Annotated in this window: 11 protein-coding genes and 1 riboswitch; of the genes, 6 read left to right on the plus strand and 5 right to left on the minus strand. The window is 66.9% G+C overall.

Annotated elements, in window-relative coordinates:
- The first annotated feature begins 35 nt into the window (after window positions 1–35).
- Window positions 36–974 carry a LysR family transcriptional regulator gene (locus ACSE4D_RS06010; RefSeq protein WP_436326789.1) on the plus strand — a complete coding sequence of 313 codons (939 nt, stop codon included), beginning with the start codon at window positions 36–38 and terminating at the stop codon, window positions 972–974.
- Between the two features lie 9 nt (window positions 975–983).
- Here ACSE4D_RS06010 and ACSE4D_RS06015 read toward each other — a convergent pair whose 3' ends face one another.
- The 3 genes from ACSE4D_RS06015 to ACSE4D_RS06025 all read right to left on the minus strand — a co-directional run bounded on the left by ACSE4D_RS06015 (window position 984) and on the right by ACSE4D_RS06025 (window position 3495).
- Window positions 984–1973 (minus strand): LLM class flavin-dependent oxidoreductase, encoded by a 990-nt coding sequence (locus ACSE4D_RS06015; protein WP_436326790.1) that lies wholly within the window; start codon window positions 1971–1973, stop codon window positions 984–986.
- Between the two features lie 232 nt (window positions 1974–2205).
- Window positions 2206–2859: a copper resistance CopC family protein gene (locus tag ACSE4D_RS06020; protein WP_135540757.1), complete on the minus strand. Its 654-nt coding sequence runs from the start codon at window positions 2857–2859 to the stop codon at window positions 2206–2208.
- A 54-nt stretch (window positions 2860–2913) separates the two neighbouring features.
- Window positions 2914–3495: a low molecular weight protein-tyrosine-phosphatase gene (locus ACSE4D_RS06025; RefSeq protein WP_436326791.1), complete on the minus strand. Its 582-nt coding sequence runs from the start codon at window positions 3493–3495 to the stop codon at window positions 2914–2916.
- A gap of 96 nt (window positions 3496–3591) precedes the next feature.
- Between ACSE4D_RS06025 and ACSE4D_RS06030 the strand changes: the two genes are divergently transcribed.
- Window positions 3592–5562, plus strand: a complete 1971-nt coding sequence (locus tag ACSE4D_RS06030) for a M13 family metallopeptidase (RefSeq protein WP_436326792.1) — start codon at window positions 3592–3594, stop codon at window positions 5560–5562.
- A gap of 86 nt (window positions 5563–5648) precedes the next feature.
- Here ACSE4D_RS06030 and ACSE4D_RS06035 read toward each other — a convergent pair whose 3' ends face one another.
- Window positions 5649–7256 (minus strand): DUF1684 domain-containing protein, encoded by a 1608-nt coding sequence (locus ACSE4D_RS06035; RefSeq protein ID WP_240689941.1) that lies wholly within the window; start codon window positions 7254–7256, stop codon window positions 5649–5651.
- Between the two features lie 134 nt (window positions 7257–7390).
- Here ACSE4D_RS06035 and ACSE4D_RS06040 point away from each other — a divergent pair, with 134 nt between their 5' ends.
- The 4 genes from ACSE4D_RS06040 to ACSE4D_RS06055 all read left to right on the plus strand — a co-directional run bounded on the left by ACSE4D_RS06040 (window position 7391) and on the right by ACSE4D_RS06055 (window position 13299).
- A complete protein-coding gene (locus ACSE4D_RS06040) occupies window positions 7391–8695 on the plus strand; it encodes a M18 family aminopeptidase (RefSeq protein ID WP_135540751.1) in 1305 nt (434 codons plus the stop codon).
- A gap of 128 nt (window positions 8696–8823) precedes the next feature.
- Window positions 8824–8932: riboswitch (TPP riboswitch) on the plus strand.
- On the plus strand, window positions 8928–10754 hold the full coding sequence (gene thiC, locus ACSE4D_RS06045) for a phosphomethylpyrimidine synthase ThiC (protein ID WP_240689940.1): 1827 nt from the start codon (window positions 8928–8930) through the stop codon (window positions 10752–10754). Its footprint overlaps the riboswitch before it by 5 nt.
- A 9-nt stretch (window positions 10755–10763) precedes the next feature.
- Entirely contained in the window at window positions 10764–11555 is a 792-nt protein-coding gene (locus ACSE4D_RS06050) for an amidohydrolase family protein (protein ID WP_135540749.1), read from the plus strand.
- 31 nt (window positions 11556–11586) lie between these two features.
- A complete protein-coding gene (locus tag ACSE4D_RS06055; protein WP_135540747.1) occupies window positions 11587–13299 on the plus strand; it encodes an ABC-ATPase domain-containing protein in 1713 nt (570 codons plus the stop codon).
- Window positions 13300–13406: 107 nt separating this feature from the next.
- On the opposite strand, the gene ACSE4D_RS06060 is transcribed toward ACSE4D_RS06055, so the two are convergent.
- Window positions 13407–15854 (minus strand): thioredoxin domain-containing protein, encoded by a 2448-nt coding sequence (locus tag ACSE4D_RS06060; RefSeq protein ID WP_135540745.1) that lies wholly within the window; start codon window positions 15852–15854, stop codon window positions 13407–13409.
- Window positions 15855–15868: the final 14 nt, after the last annotated feature.

A 15868-nucleotide genomic window follows, 5' to 3' on the forward strand; every position in this document is an offset into this window, starting at 1 on the left:
TGTTTGAGTCGAGTTGATAGCGATACGCTATTGCCATGAATCTGGAACAGCTGGCGAGTTTCGTCGAGGTCGCCGCCACCGGTCATTTCACGAAGGCGGCCGCCACCCTGCACCTGGCGCAGCCCTCACTGAGCCGCCAGATCTCGACACTGGAGAAGGAGCTCGGCGCAGAGCTCTTCCACCGCGCCCACGGCCACATCTCGCTGACCGCGGCGGGTGAGACGCTGCTGCCGACAGCCCGCCGGATGCTCGCCGACGCCGAGGCGATCCGCCATGACATGGACGAGCTCGCCGGCCTTCGCCGTGGTCGGATCCGCCTCGGCGCCACCCCGACCCTGTGCGTGAGCCTCGTCGCCGAGGCGATCAGTCGCTTCCACCATCAGCATCCCGGAGTCGAGCTCGAACTCGTCGAGAAGGGTTCCCGGGAGCTCATCGAGGCCTTGGGCGCCGGCGAACTCGACCTCGCGCTCATCACCCGCACCGTCGACCTCGGCGCGCAAACGCCCCGACTGCAGATGCAGGAAGTGCTCGGCGAGGATCTCGTCGTCATCGCGGCAGCCGACGGAGCGCTGATCAGCGGCGACCAGATCACCCTCGCCGAGGTGGCCGCACTCCCCCAGGTCCTGTTCCATCACGGATACGACCTGCGGGAGGCCACCTCGGCGGCCTTCGAATCGAGCGGCCTGTACCCGAACGTCGTCGTCGAGGGCGGGGAGATGGACGCGGTGCTGCGCTTCGTCGAACGGGGCGTTGGCGTGGCGATCGTTCCCGCCATGGTCCTCGTCGACCGACCTCAGCTGATCTCGGCCCAACTGGTGGAGCCGAGGTTGTCCCGGACGGTGAGCATCGCGACTCGCGCAGATGTGCGACCGACTCGGGCCGCCTCGGCGATGGAGGGCACGATCCTCAGCACCGCACGAGCCCTGGCCGCCGACGACACCGGGCTGGCGGCACATGTGCGGCTCACGAGGTGAGGTGCCGAGTCAGAACCAGGCGTCAGCCAGCAGGCGCAGTGAGCGCTGGCCCACCTCGGTGTCGTAGGCGTAGGTGACGGTGATGAGCTCATCGGCACCGGTGCGCTCGACGAACTCGGCCATCTGCTCGGTCGCGGTGTCCGGCGAGCCGACGGCGCTGATCGTGAGCATCGGGTTCTCGCCCATGCCCTGGGCGGCGAATTCGCTCGGCTCGACCGGCGGCTGCAGCTGCCGGCTGCGTCCCCGGCCGATGTCCGCGAACATCTGCCTGACCGGGGTGAACTCACGCTGCGCCTCGGCGTCGGTGTCGGCGACCATCACATTGATCCCGGCCATGACGTAGGGCTTGTCGATCTGCGCGGTCGGGGCATCGGGGGTGAAGGAATCACGGTAGACCTTGATGGCCGCGTCGATCTGATCGGGAGCGAAGTGCGAGGCCAGTGAGAACGGCAGCCCCAGCTGACCGGCGATCGAAGCCCCATTCATCGTCGACCCGAGCACCCAGATCGGAACGTTTGTTCCGGCCGAGACGGCCGACTTGATCGGCGTGCTGTAGGCCTGACCCCGCTCGCTGAACCAGCCCTGCAGGTCGTAGATGTTCTGCGCGAAGGACTGCGGTTCGGCGGAGGAACCGCTCAGCGCCTGGGCCGTCATGCCGTCCGTGCCGGGGGCGCGCCCCAGGCCCAGGTCGATGCGATCGCCATGGATGTTCGCCAGGGTTCCGTACTGCTCAGCGACCATGAGCGGCGCATGGTTGGGCAGCATCACACCGCCGGATCCCACTCGGATCCTCTCCGTCACCGAGGCGGCCTGAGAGATCAGCAGTGCCGTGGAGCTGGCAGCCAAACCCATCGTGTTGTGGTGCTCGGCGAACCAGAGGCGTGAGTAGCCCAGCTCATCGGCGAGTGCGGCGGTCGACATCGAATTCGCAATGGCCTCGCAGGCCGTGGATCCCTCACGGATGGAGACGAGGTCGAGGATGTTGAGAGGAATGGACAATGTGATGCCGTCCTTCGGTCAGCTGGGTGGTGGCGAGCGATCGGACGTCGATGCTCGGTGAGGCGATCAGCCCTGTAGGACAACAGCGTCCCGGTCCGGTTCTATTCCGCGGCCCCCGCGCCGGTCGAGTCCCGCACGCAAACGGTCCGACGATGCAGCGAGGCCCCGGAAGCTCTCGCCTCCGGGGCCTCGGCCATCGGTTCGTCAGATGAGTGTCGCTGTGCCGCGAACCTCAGTCGTTCTTCGGACCGGGGCCGGAACTCGAATCATCGCCCTTGGTGCCGGGCAGGCCCTGGGCCTTGCGGCGCATGAGCAGGACGACGATGACGATGATCGCGAGTCCGCCGACGGAGAGCAGCACGATCATCGGGGTCGACATGCCCGAATCGCTGCCGCTGGCCTCTCCGATCTCACCGCGCTCTCCGGTGTCCTTGCCCGGCTCGTCGACGACTCCGCCGCCGAGCCCGGCCTTGGTGGACTCTTCGACAGCGCCGCCTGCGCCCTCGGAGTCCTTGATGGTGAAGGCATAGTCACCGGAGATCGGGTGCCCGTCCTGGGACACCACACGCCAGGTCACCTCATAGTCGCCGGGTTTGAGATCATCGGGCAGCGCCACGCTGAGCTTCTTGCCCTCGACGGTGAGCTCACCGGCCGAGACGTCCTTGCCGTCGACGACGACGGTGACTTCGGAGCCGACCTCTTGGATGTTCCCGGAGAACGTCATCTCGAGCCACTCGGGCTGCTGATCCAGTTCCGCCCCGTCTTCGGGGTTCGAGGACACGAGCTGGTCGTGAGCACTGGCGGGCGCAAACGCGAAGACACTCAAGGCAGCCACCAGCAGGGCGGCGAAGCCCAGCTTGAAAGCGGACCACTTAGTACGAGTCATGAGAGTTTCTCCTTCAGGGCGTTCGTTCATCGATCGGCGATTCTGCTTCCAGTATCACGCAGACTTCTCGGCCAGAGCGTGCAGGTGATCGGTGATTCCCGGCACGGACACTTCAATTGTCTCAAGAGTTTCTTCGAAATCCTTTAATTCGCCGTACCAAGGGTCCGGCACATCGGGTGCGGGGGCACCGGGCTCGGCCGCATCACTGATCCCGCGGCCCTGTCCACGACCGACGGATTCGCCTTCGGGCCCGTCTTCGGACCCGTCCGGAGCCAGCCGGGGATCGAACTCACGCAGCATCCGCAGCTCCGGGGCCGCCTCGGCGGGGATCTGCTCGATCAGCCGGTGCAGCGCACGATAGTGGCGAGCGGTCATCGCCACGGCCAGATTGCGTTCGGCCAGCCAGTCGACCGTGATCTGTCGAGCGGCGTGATCATCGGTGCGGTAGCCGGCGGCCGCGAGCACCCGCGCCTGACGTGGGTCGATGGGATTGCCGGCCTCCTCGTCGCTGATTCCGGCGGAATCGACGACCGCCTCGGTGCCGTTGATCCTCAGATGGTGCTCGAGCACGCGTTCGGCCGTCACCGAGCGGCAGATATTGCCGGTGCACACGAACACGACGGATGCCATACTCATTCGTTCCTCCTCAACGATCTGCGGCGGGCGGCCGACCGACGGACGACGTCGGAAACTCCAGCGCAGAACCCCTGCTGATCACGATACTGTTGCACCATGACTTCTGAAACTTCTTCCGCCTCGGTGCGCCCTCAGGACGACCTGTACCGCAACATCAACGGCGAGTGGATCGACGCGTTCACCATCCCCGACGACCGGGCCGGCGACGGTGCCATGCGCGAGCTCTTCGACACCGCCGAGACCAAGGTCCGCGACCTCATCACCGCCGTCTCCGATGCCCCACAGGAACCCGGTTCCGAGGGCCAGAAGGTCGCGGACCTCTTCACTTCGTTCATGGACGTCGACCGCATCAACGAACTCGGTGTGACCCCGCTGGACTCGACGTTCACCGCCATCGACGCCGCCGAGGACAAGTCCGAACTCGCGGCCCTGCTGGCCCGGCTCGAGATCGAAGGCATCGGCGGAGTGCTCGGCGGGTACGTCACCGCCGATGCGAAGGACTCCGACGTCTACGCCCTCTACCTCGTCCAGGCCGGCATCTCCCTGCCCGACGAGGACTACTACTTCAACGACGACCACGCCGAGGTGCGCGCGAAGTTCCTCGCCCATGTGAAGAAGATGTCCGCCTTGGCCGGGCTCGGTGAGAAGTCCGGGATCTCCGACGCCGAGGTGGCCGCGAAGATCATGGCGTTCGAAACCGAGATCGCCCGCCACCACTGGGACCGGGTGGCCTGCCGCGACGCCGAGAAGACCTACAACAAGTACTCGATCGCCGAACTGCGCGACCTCGGCCCGGAGTTCGACTTCGACTCCTATTTGGGGCTGCTCACCGCCGAAGCCACCGACCTCAAATACCTCGTGGTCTCTCAGCCGTCCTTCGTCACCGGCATGGCCAAGGTGTGGGCCGAGACCGATATCGACACCCTCAAGACCTGGCTGCGCTTCGTCGTCGTCTCCGACACCGCGTCCCTGCTGGCCGATGAATTCGTCGAGGAGAACTTCGACTTCAACGCCCGCACGCTCTCGGGCACGCCGGCGCTGCGGGAACGCTGGAAGCGCGGGGTCGGGCTCGTCGAGTCCCTCCTCGGCGAGGCCGTCGGCAAACTCTATGTCGCCGCCGAGTTCCCGCCCGAAGCCAAGGAAGCCATCGACCACCTCGTGGGCATGCTCATCAAGGCCTACGACAAGTCAATCCGCGAGCTCGACTGGATGAGCGAGGAGACGAAGGACCGTGCGCTGGTCAAGCTCTCGAAGTTCACCCCGAAGGTCGGCTATCCCGAGGTGTGGCGGGAGTACCCGGCCGCGATCGATTCCTCGGATCTGGTGGGCAACGTCCGCCGCTGCGCCCAGGCCGAACACGTGCGGCAGGTGCGCCGCATCGGCGGAGGCATCGACCGGACCGAATGGCTGATGACCCCGCAGACGGTCAACGCCTACTTCCACCCGGTGATGAACGAGATCGTCTTCCCCGCCGCGATCCTCCAGCCGCCGTTCGTCGATGCCGCAGGTGATGTGGCGGCGAACTTCGGGGCGATCGGTGCGGTCATCGGTCACGAGATCGGGCACGGCTTCGACGATCAGGGTTCGCGCTACGACGGGGACGGCAACCTCGTCGACTGGTGGACGTCGGAGGATCGGGAGCGTTTTGAGGAGCGCACGAACGCGCTCATCGCCCAGTACGAGGCACTGGTTCCGGCCGGTCTCGACGACGCCCAGCATGTCAACGGGGCGCTGACGGTCGGGGAGAACATCGGTGACCTCGGCGGTCTGTCGATCGGGTGGAAGGCTCTCGAACTCGAACTCGGTGAGCGGGCCGGGACTCCCGGTGTGCCAGTGGCGCCGAGCCCGGAGCAGGCGAAGGCGTTCTTCGAAGCCTGGGCGAAAGCGTGGCGGTCGAAGATGCGCACCGAGGAGCGCGTCCGCAGGCTCTCGATCGACCCCCATTCGCCGGAGGAGTTCCGCTGCAATCAGGTCGTGAAGAACATGACGGCCTTCCACGACACCTACGGCGTCAGCGAAAGAGACGGCATGTACCTGGCTCCCGAGGAGCGCGTGACCATCTGGTAACCACTCCCCCTCCCATTGCTACCTGACGGCGGCCCAGCAACCTCGCGCGAAGTTGCTGGGCCGCTGTCAGGTAGTTCTGGGGGTGGTCAGCGGTGGCCGCGGATGAGGTGGACCATGCGGAAGTCGAATTCCTGCCAGCTGGTGATCGGAGCGTCGGCCTGCAGCGCGGCTTCGAAATCCTCGACCTCGGTGAGCTCGGATTCGAGCGGAATGTCGAAGGGCATCTCCACATACAGCAGCCCACTGGCGTCGGTGTGGACGACATCGAACCCGGCCTGCTGCGGTTCGAGTTCGTTATTCATCACGATGAGCAGACGATCGTCCGGCGCCTGGTATTCGACCTCGATGCCGTCGTTGTAGCCCTGCTGCGAGCGCAGTTCCCGCTGGGCCTGAATGACGAACGCCGAGTACGCTCCGATGCCGATGACCGGGATCCGTGAGGTCAGCGCTTCGGTGGCGACGTCGATGAGCCGCGATCGGGCCTTGCGCCCCAGCGGGCTGAGGTCGCCGCCGGACATCGCGACTCCGTCGAAGCCGACGAGCGAGACCCGACCGTCATCGTGGTTCGGGTTGAGGACCGTGATGTCGAGGCCGAACCGGGAGTACCAGGGCCGGGTCACCTCGGCGCTCTCTTCGTCCCACCACACGTAGAACAGGAACGGCACGTTGATCCCGGCTTCCGAGAAGAAGAACGGGGGACGCCGCTCACCCGCCGTGACCTCGAAGGGCACGACGTTGCCCTCGATCGGGGCGGGGCAGGTCGCGAACGAGGTGAACGCGAAGGGGTAGTTGACCGCGCGGTTGAAATCGATGACGAGCGAGCCGTCCTGATTCGGCACTCCGAGGTCGATCGTCCGCCACGCCGAAGTGGTTGCCCCGTTCGTTCCATCGTGGAAGTCCAGGTGGAGCCCGGTCTTCGGGCACCCGGTGGCAAGCAGTGTGACCTCGCCCTGCTGAGTTTCGAAGGTCACGGTTCCCGCGGCTTGGGTCTGCAGCTGCAGATCCTCCTGCGCGGTTTCGATCGTATGGGTCGGGAACGGGTCGAACCGGGTGAACCGGGCGAGGAAGACGAAGTCTGGGTTCGGGTCGAAGACCGGGACTTCGAAGAATTTGCCCAGCAGCGGCGATTTCGAATCGCGCACACGCACACCGAGGCGGCCGCCCCGGTCGATGAGCTCGTAGAGGACATTGCCGACGGTGAACCAGTTGAGCGATCCCCCGGCCGGCAGCTTCGCGGTGAAGCCGTTGTCCTCGACACGCACCTGCGGTCGGGCTGGGGCCGAGTCATGACCCGCGGTTCCGGCCTCGGCCGCACCGGCATCTGCGGAGGCGTTGTCAGCGGCAGAAGCTCCTGTGGCGGCGTGGTCTGTCACAGCAGGCAGGGTCGAGGTGTCGCTGGGCACCGAGGGGCTCGTCGCTCGGACCGCACCGCCGCCTGTCCCGGCACCCGCACCGCCGCCGGCGGCTTGGCTCAGCAGGTCGAAGGTCTCGGCAGCGGGACCGGCATTGATTCCGGAGTCGAGGGCGACGGTGACCCAGCCGTCCTCGACGGTGAAGGTGCCGGGGGCATCGGGCCAGGTGGACTCGACGTCGAGCCAGTGCAGTCCGACGACGCTGAGCCAGCCGAACGGTTTCGCCAGTGCCGAGTTCCGTGAGTCGCGCCAGGTGTTCCACTCCGTCACGAACTGGTTCACGTCGAACACTCCTTGCCGTTGCTGTTGCGGGCGCAGGATCCCTGCCGCCGCCTTACCCTCGGAACCGATGTCTGACCGGTGCCTGAGGCCTTGTTCCTTGTCATCCAAACTACCGCAAACGATAGGCTGGGGAAATGAGTGAATCACACCCGGACCCGGTTGTCGCCGCGCAGACAGCGGCCGACCTCGGCGACTTCGTCAGTGCCTCCCCCAGCTCCTACCACGCCGTAGCCACCGCAGCCGCCCGTTTGGAGCAGGCCGGTTTCTCCCGCCTCGATGAGGCGAGCGCATGGGCGTTGACGCCCGGATCCGGCCATTTCGTCGTCCGCGACGGTGCGATCATCGCGTGGATGAATCCCACGACCACCGCCGAGGCAGTCCCCGGGTTCCGCGTGTTCGGATCCCACACGGATTCCCCGGCCTTCAAACTCAAACCCGGGGACGAATACACCGCCGAGGGCATGCGCCAGGTCGGAGTGGAGATCTACGGCGGTCCGCTGCTGAATTCCTGGCTCGACCGGGAACTCGCGTTCGCCGGTCGCCTCAGCCTCGCCGACGGCCGGGTCGTGCTCGCCCGCACCGGTCCGATCGCGCGCATTCCGCAGCTGGCAATCCACCTCGACCGGCAGGTCAATGACGGTCTGGCCTTGGACAAGCAGCGTCACACCGCTCCCGTGATCGGCTTGGCCGATCTCGCCGAGGCCGACGTCATCGAACTGCTCGCCGCTTCCGCCGAGGTCGATCCCGAGGCGGTGGTCGGTCACGACGTGTACACCGTCCCCACCCAGGAGCCGGCGCTTTTCGGTGCACGTGAGGAGTTCTTCGCCTCGCCGAGGTTGGACAACCTTCTGTCCGTCCATGCCGGGGTCACTGCACTGACGAGTCTCGACGCCGACTCGGTCGAAGGCATTGCGCTCTTCGCCGCCTTCGACCACGAGGAGATCGGGTCGAACTCACGCTCCGGTGCGTGCGGACCGTTCCTCGCCGATGTCACCGAACGCATCATCGCCTCTCTGCTGCCGGACTCGACGCGCAGCGACTATCTGGCGTCGCTGGCGGCATCGGTGTGCGTGTCATCGGACGCCGGGCATGCCGCTCACCCGAACTATCCGGAACGCCATGATCCGCATGTGCGTCCCCGCCTCGGCGGCGGTCCGCTGCTCAAACTCAACGCTCAGCAGCGGTACGCCACGGATGCTGTGGGCACCGCAGTGTGGTCGCGGGCGTGCACGGCCGCCGGCGTCGACTACCAAGACTTCGTGTCGAACAATGCGATGCCGTGCGGGTCGACAATCGGTCCGCTCACGGCGACACGCCTGGGCATGACGACCGTCGACGTGGGCCCGGCCCTGTATTCGATGCATTCGGCCCGCGAAATGGTCGCGGTCGCCGATGTCGTCGCCCTCGGCAGAGCCGCGACGACGTTCCTCCAAGGCTGATGCTCCTGCAGAACTGATGCGGCAGCGTCGTTTCGCTGGAGCTGTTGTCCTCCGTGGAGGCACCCTCCGTGGAAGCACCCCCGCCTCGGCGGGGTTTGTCCTCACCGCTGTCGACGTGATACGAATTGCACGACCCCACGGGAGCCCTGCAGAAGGGCTGAGATCGGACTGGATCGTCCGAGACCGTAGAACCTGATCCGGTTGATACCGGCGTAGGAAGCGAGGACTGCAGATGACTGCGTTCACCCCTGAAACACCTGTCCCTGCCACGGCTTCGGCCACCGTGCCCAATGCGAAGAACTCCACGAACGATTTCACGATCGAGCAGTATCCGACGCATTCTCCGGCGTGGCTCGAGGATGCCGAGCACGACATCCGCGTTCCCGTCACCCGCATCGAACTCGAGGACTCCGACGGACGGACCAACGCTCCCGTCCACGTCTACCGCACCGTCGGCCCTGGCAGCGTCCCCGAGGAAGGACTGCCGGCACTGCGGTTCCCCTGGATCGAGGGCCGCCTCGACACCGAAACCTACGCCGCCCGCGGACACCGCATCGCCGATGACGGTCGCGCTGCCGTGCGCCGCGGAGCGCCCTCACAGCAGTGGAGGGGTCGCAAACCGGTCCCACTCCGGGCCAAGCCCGGCCGGACCGTGACCCAGATGCACTACGCCCGGGAAGGCATCATCACCCCGGAGATGCGCTTCGTCGCCCTGCGCGAGCAGTGCGATGTCGAGCTCGTCCGCTCGGAGCTCGCCGCCGGCCGCGCGATCATCCCGAACAACATCAACCATCCCGAGTCCGAACCGATGATCATCGGCAAGGCCTTCCTTGTGAAAATCAACGCGAACATCGGCAATTCCGCGGTCACCAGCTCCATCGCCGAGGAGGTGCAGAAGCTGCGATGGGCCGCGAAGTGGGGTGCCGACACCCTCATGGACCTCTCGACCGGAAACGACATCCACACCACCCGAGAGTGGATCATCCGCAACTCCCCCATCCCCATCGGCACCGTCCCGATCTACCAGGCCCTGGAGAAGGTCGACGGCGAGGCGAACGCTCTGACCTGGGAGATCTATCGGGACACCGTCATTGAGCAGTGCGAGCAGGGCGTGGACTACATGACCGTCCATGCCGGCGTGCTGCTGCGCTACGTGCCGCTCACGGCCAACAGGGTCACCGGGATGGTCTCCCGCGGAGGCTCCATCATGGCTGGCTGGTGCTTAGCCCACCATGAGGAGAACTTCCTCTACACCCACTTCGACGAACTCTGCGAGATCTTCGCCCGCTACGACGTCGCGTTCTCACTCGGCGACGGGCTGCGGCCGGGCTCGATCGCCGATGCCAACGACGCCGCCCAGTTCGCCGAGCTCGACACCCTCGCCGAACTCACCGAACGCGCGTGGGCCCACGACGTCCAGGTCATGGTCGAAGGCCCTGGGCACATTCCGCTCCACCTGGTGCGCGAGAACGTCGAACGCCAGCAGAAGCTCTGCCACGGCGCCCCCTTCTACACCTTGGGTCCGCTCGTGACTGACATCGCACCCGGCTACGATCACATCACTTCGGCGATCGGGGCGACCGAAATCGCCCGCTACGGCACGGCGATGCTCTGCTACGTCACCCCGAAGGAGCACCTCGGCCTGCCCGACCGCGACGACGTCAAGACCGGGGTCATCACCTACAAGATCGCCGCTCACGCCGCCGATGTTGCGAAGGGCCACCCAGGCGCGACTGCCAGAGACGATGCACTGTCGAAGGCACGGTTCGAGTTCCGGTGGCGCGATCAGTTCGCCCTCGGCCTCGATCCGGAGACCGCCGAGGCGTTCCACGACGAGACGCTGCCGGCGGAACCGGCGAAGACCGCCCACTTCTGTTCGATGTGCGGGCCGAAGTTCTGCTCGATGCGCATCTCCCAGGACATCCGTGACACCTACGGCAGTGCCGAGGCGCAGGCCGCGCTGGCAGGCATGCGGGAGAAGAGCCGCGAGTTCCTCGCTGCGGGCGGCACGGTGTATCTTCCCGAGCCGACTGTCGGCCCCCGGGCGCGGGTTCGGTAGGTTGGTTCCATGGGAGAGCTTCAGCGTGCTTTCGACGCGCACCTGCATATCATCGACCCGGATCATCCGCTGATCGAGAACAACGGCTATCTGCCGGACCCGTTCACGGTCGCCGACTACCGATCCCGCCTGCAGAGCCTGGCGGAGGTCGGAGTCGAGGTCGCCGGCGGTGCTGTGGTCTCCGGTTCGTTCCAGGGCTTCGATCAGGGGTATCTCCTCGCCGCGCTGCGCGAACTCGGCCCGAACCATGTCGGCGTCACCCAGCTGCCGGCTGAGACCAGCGACGATCAGATCCGTGCCCTCGACGTCGCCGGCGTCAGGGCGCTGCGCTTCAACATCGCCCGTGGCGGTTCCACCGCTCTCGAGGCTCTCGACACCTTCGCCCGCCGGGTCTTCGACCTCGTCGGCTGGCATGCGGAGCTCTACATCGACGCACGCACCATCGATGCCGAGCTCGCCTCCCGCATCGCCTCCCTGCCGGCTGTGAGCATCGACCACCTCGGCATGCACGCCGAGGGTCTGCCCACTCTGCTGCGCCTCGTCGAGGCCGGGGTGAAGGTCAAGGCCACCGGTTTCGGGCGGGTGGAGCTCGATCCCGCCGAGGTTGTCCGCCGCATCGTCGACACGGACCCGGGCGCACTGATGGTGGGCACGGACCTGCCGTCGACCCGTGCCCGCAGACCCTTCGCCGATGCCGACTTCGCGCTCATCTGCGAAGTCCTCACCGCTTCCGAGGCCGATGCCGTGTTCTGGTCCAATGCGGCGCAGTTCTACGGCATCGGACCCGAAGGGGGCGAGTAAGCAGTCATCTCCGACCAGTAGCATGTGTCCAATGAGTTCACGTCAGTCGAATCTCGCATCCACTCTGCACAGCCTCGACGGTCGCAGCTACGGCAATCTCAAGCAGATCCGCGGCCGTTACAGCTTCGGACCGGTGACGCTTTTCATCGACCGCGTCCAGGCCGATCCCTTCGCGTCACCGTCGAAGGTCCGCGTCCGAGTCGACCGGGCCGATGCCAAGCTCCCGCCGGAACTGACCACCGATCGTGCCGACCGGATCGCTGCGGCCGACTATCTTCTGCGGGCCGGCAACATGATCCTCGCAGACCTCAAACAGCGCGCCCTCATCCTCGGTCAGCCGGGCCAGGAGATCCTCGAGAGGACGAACATCCTCATCGACGATGCCGGCTTCGAGGCACGACTGCTGGTCAATCTGCCGGCCCGCGGTCGGCGCATCCTCGGCCATCAGGCCGCCGACATCCTCACCCGCGACCTTCCGAAGCTCGCCGAAGCACTGTTCCTCTTCGACCGCTGGCCGGCTTCCGGCTCCCCGTCCGCCCACGCCCTGGAGGCGCACGTCCAGCTGCACAGGGATCAGTTGGAACTGCGCGATCACCTCGGCGAGGTCGAGCTGGTCGGATTCATCGGCAATGGTGCGGTCCTGCCGCGTGTCTCCGGGGATTCGGACCGGCCGATGGATGTCGAGACTGCAGTCTCCTTCACCTCCCCTCCGGAACTCGAGCACACGGTCGATCTGTCGAGCGGGCGCAGCCTCACCGGTATGGGCATTCCCCGTGGTGTCACCGTCATCGTCGGCGGCGGGTACCACGGCAAGTCGACGATTCTGCGCGCTCTCGAACGCGGTGTCTACCCGCATATCGCGGGCGACGGACGCGAGTGGGTCATCAGCGACCCTTCTGCCACCTCCATCCGAGCCGAGGACGGTCGGGCCGTGACCGGCGACGACATCTCGGCGTTCATCAACAACCTACCGTCGGGGACTGACACGAGATCGTTCTCGACGACGAACGCGAGCGGGTCGACCTCACAGGCGGCCAACCTCGTCGAAGCGGTCGAAGCCGGGGCGCAGACCCTGCTCATCGACGAGGACACCTCGGCGACGAACTTCATGATCCGCGACGAGCGCATGCGGAACCTCATTCCTGCCGAGCGGGAGCCGATCACCCCGTTCGTCGACCGCGTCCGCCCCCTGCTGACCAGGCAGGGCGTCTCCACGGTGCTCGTCGCCGGCGGGTCGAGTGCGTTCTTCGAGGTCGCCGATCACGTCATCGCTCTCGATGCCTATGTCCCCCGCGAGGTCACCGAAGAAGCGCACCGTCTCGTCGGTGTCACCGCCCACGGCCTCGCCACGGATTCGGACGCGTCCGACCCCGGTTTCGTCACGTCACCGCGCGTACCGACGGCCCGGGCCCTGCGCCCATCGTCGAAGACGAAGTCGGCCCGTGCGAAGGGCTCCGATCGAATCCAGTTCGGCCGCAGCTTCATCGACCTCATCGCCGTCGCTCAGCTCGTCGACGCCCAGCAGACCGCCGGGGTCGCCGAGTCGCTCGAGCACCTCGCTGAGGTCTTCGACGGACGCACCTCGCTGACCACAGCCCTCACCGAGCTCGAGAGCATGCTCGACGCCCAAGGCATCGACGCAGTCACCGGCCACCGCGACCACCCGGGCCATCTGACCCGGCCCCGCGCGCAGGAGATCGCCGCCGCCCTCAACCGCTACCGCGAGCTCCGCCTGGAAAGCTGACCGTCCCCGAGGCGACGCGCGGCTTTCCGCTGAACTCAGCAATCCGTCCGGCTCAGCAATCCGTCGAGCTCGGCTTTCCGCTGAACTCGGCTACCCGTCCGGCTCGGTTACCCGGCCACCAGTGCCGAGAGTTCGGCAGCAGTCCCAACCGGCAGGGAGCACGACGTACCCCGGCAGACGATCGCTGTCCCCGCGGGGACGGCGACCTCGCCGCCGTCCGGTCCCGGCACTCCGGTCGAGTCCGCGAGCAGGGTGAGGGATGGGTGCCGGGCCGCGGCTGCCCGCAGACTGGCGTCCGTGGTCGCGACCCGCACGGATCCGAGGGCCCGTTCGGCCTGCCAGAGTGCGTGCCCGCAGCCGCGCGGAGCCTGACCGGCCAGCGCCCGATAGACGCCGAGGAGTCGGTCCCGCAGCTCGAGCAGCCTCCCCGTCTCCAACAGGGCACTCCCGCTCGTCGCCTCCGAGCCATCGGATCCCGCATCGCCCGCAGCCGCGGCGGACGCATCTGCACCCACCACCGCGTCGACGCCGAGTTCGGCGAGCAGCAGCACGACCTCGGCAGCTGCCGACCGACCCGAGGGGACGGTGTTGTCCACCGGGTCCGCCGACTTCACGTCGATGATTCCGTCACCGAGCGAATCGACGACCTCGAGGATCCCGTCCTCACTGTCGGCGGTGAAGTCATCGAGCATCTGCGCACTCGCTGTGACCAGGACATTCACCGGCACCGAGGCGGCCCCGCCCGGCAATTGCCGGACCGTGATCCCAGCGGTGATGAATTGCGCCCGATCGGCAAGCCCGCCCCGTCCTGGGCCCGGCTCTCCGTCGGTGAAGCTGCGCCGCACATCGAACCCGGCCGAGCCGGCTGCGTCCACTGAATCGGACGCCCCCGTCCGCTCGAACCGTTCGTGCATCGCTTCCCAGAACCGCAGTGCGGTCCTGCCCCACTCTCTCGGATCCGCAGCATCCGACCCTGCACCGTCCGCGCCCGCACCGTCCGAATCCGCACCACCGGCATCCTCAGCACCCGCACCCGTGTACAGCGCCGCCTCGGCGAGGGCGGTGACGGCCAGCGCATTCCATTCGGTGATGATCTTCTCGTCCCGGGCCGGCTGCGAACGCCGTGCCCGCAGCTCGGCGAGCACTTCGCGTTGGCGTCGTGTCGCTTCGATGTCCCAGGGCGCGGGATGATCGGCGTCGAAGGGCACGTCCTCCATTCCGAGCCAGTCGATGATGCGCACGGCCGCGACGACCTGCCCGGACAGTTCCGCGCCGGCCGGCGAGTCGACGAGCCCGAGCAGACCCGCCTGCCCGGCCTGTGCGAACTCCTCGGGGGTGAACACGTAGGCGGCGCCCTCCTCGGACACCCCTGCTTCGCTGAGCGAGTCCGCGTCGAGGGCCGCGATGCAGCCGCCTTCGGTCGTCAAGTCGCTCACCAGGAAGTTCGCGGTGTCAGCGATCTCTCGTTCGGCCAGTGCGAGCCATTTCGACTTCGGGTCGAGGCGGCGTTCGACCTTCGCCCACGCGACCACGGCGCGCAGGTAGAGGGCATTGTCATAGAGCATCTTCTCGAAGTGCGGCACGAACCACTGCCGGTCGACGCTGTAGCGGGCGATCCCGCCGCGCACCTGGTCACGCATGCCGCCGCTGGCGATCCGCGCGAGCGTCCCACGGACGGCGATGAGGCAGTCGAGGACGAGCTCCCCGGTCAGGTGCCCATCCGCGCCGAGCCAACCGAGCCGTCCCTCCGCGCGCACCCGATCCATCGGGTGGGCATCGTCTCCGTCGTCCGATTCCCTCGCCGAGGCGGCGCCGCCGTCCCCGCCCGCCGGGTCGGAGCCACCCGAACCGCTCGCCGAGGCTGTCCCACCCAACCGCACGAACGCGGCCAGGAGTTGGAGCACGTTCATCATCGGCGGGAACTTCGGCGCCCCGCCGAACCCGCCCCACGCCGGGTCATAGGAATCGAGGAGCGCCGCGGCTGCGGAATCGAGCTCCTCGGGACTCAGGGACTCGGCGGCCGCCTCGGCGGGCAGCGCACTCGTCACGGCATCGGCCATCTCGGCCAGTCCGCGGTCCATCCGCCGGGTCATCTGATCGACTTCATCACGGCGATCCGTCCACGTCTGGGACACCGCGGTGAGCACCTGGGTGAACGCGGGCAGTTTCCCGCGCGGAGCCGGCGGGAAATACGTGCCGGCGTAGAAGGGGCTGCCGGCGGGCGTGGCGAAGATCGTCATCGGCCATCCGCCCTGCCCGGTCATCGCCTGGAGCGCGTTCATATAGTTCGAGTCGATGTCCGGCAGTTCCTCGCGGTCGATCTTGATCGGAACGAACCGGTCGTTCATCAGCTTCGCGACCGCCTCATCCTCAAAGGACTCATGTGCCATGACGTGGCACCAGTGGCAGGTGGAGTACCCGATCGAGATGAGCAGGGGAACGTCTCGGCGGGCCGCCTCGGCGAGGGTTTCCGGCGTCCACATCCGCCAGTCCACTGGGTTGTCGGCATGCGCGCGGAGGTAGGGGCTGGTTGAGGCAGCGAGTTCGTTCGGCATGCCCCCAGCGTCTC

The sequence above is a fragment of the Brevibacterium sp. FAM 27836 genome (genome assembly GCF_051351055.1).
In the GTDB taxonomy this organism is placed as follows: Bacteria; Actinomycetota; Actinomycetes; order Actinomycetales; family Brevibacteriaceae; genus Brevibacterium.

Bases quoted from the DNA above. Each gene is read 5' to 3' on its own strand.
- ACSE4D_RS06025 (WP_436326791.1), bottom strand. From the start codon at position 3,495: ATGAGTATGGCATCCGTCGTGTTCGTGTGCACCGGCAATATCTGCCGC.
- ACSE4D_RS06020 (WP_135540757.1), bottom strand. From the start codon at position 2,859: ATGACTCGTACTAAGTGGTCCGCTTTCAAGCTGGGCTTCGCCGCCCTG.
- ACSE4D_RS06010 (WP_436326789.1), top strand. From the start codon at position 36: ATGAATCTGGAACAGCTGGCGAGTTTCGTCGAGGTCGCCGCCACCGGT.
- ACSE4D_RS06030 (WP_436326792.1), top strand. From the start codon at position 3,592: ATGACTTCTGAAACTTCTTCCGCCTCGGTGCGCCCTCAGGACGACCTG.
- ACSE4D_RS06060 (WP_135540745.1), bottom strand. From the start codon at position 15,854: ATGCCGAACGAACTCGCTGCCTCAACCAGCCCCTACCTCCGCGCGCAT.
- thiC (WP_240689940.1), top strand. From the start codon at position 8,928: ATGACTGCGTTCACCCCTGAAACACCTGTCCCTGCCACGGCTTCGGCC.
- ACSE4D_RS06040 (WP_135540751.1), top strand. From the start codon at position 7,391: ATGAGTGAATCACACCCGGACCCGGTTGTCGCCGCGCAGACAGCGGCC.
- ACSE4D_RS06050 (WP_135540749.1), top strand. From the start codon at position 10,764: ATGGGAGAGCTTCAGCGTGCTTTCGACGCGCACCTGCATATCATCGAC.
- ACSE4D_RS06055 (WP_135540747.1), top strand. From the start codon at position 11,587: ATGAGTTCACGTCAGTCGAATCTCGCATCCACTCTGCACAGCCTCGAC.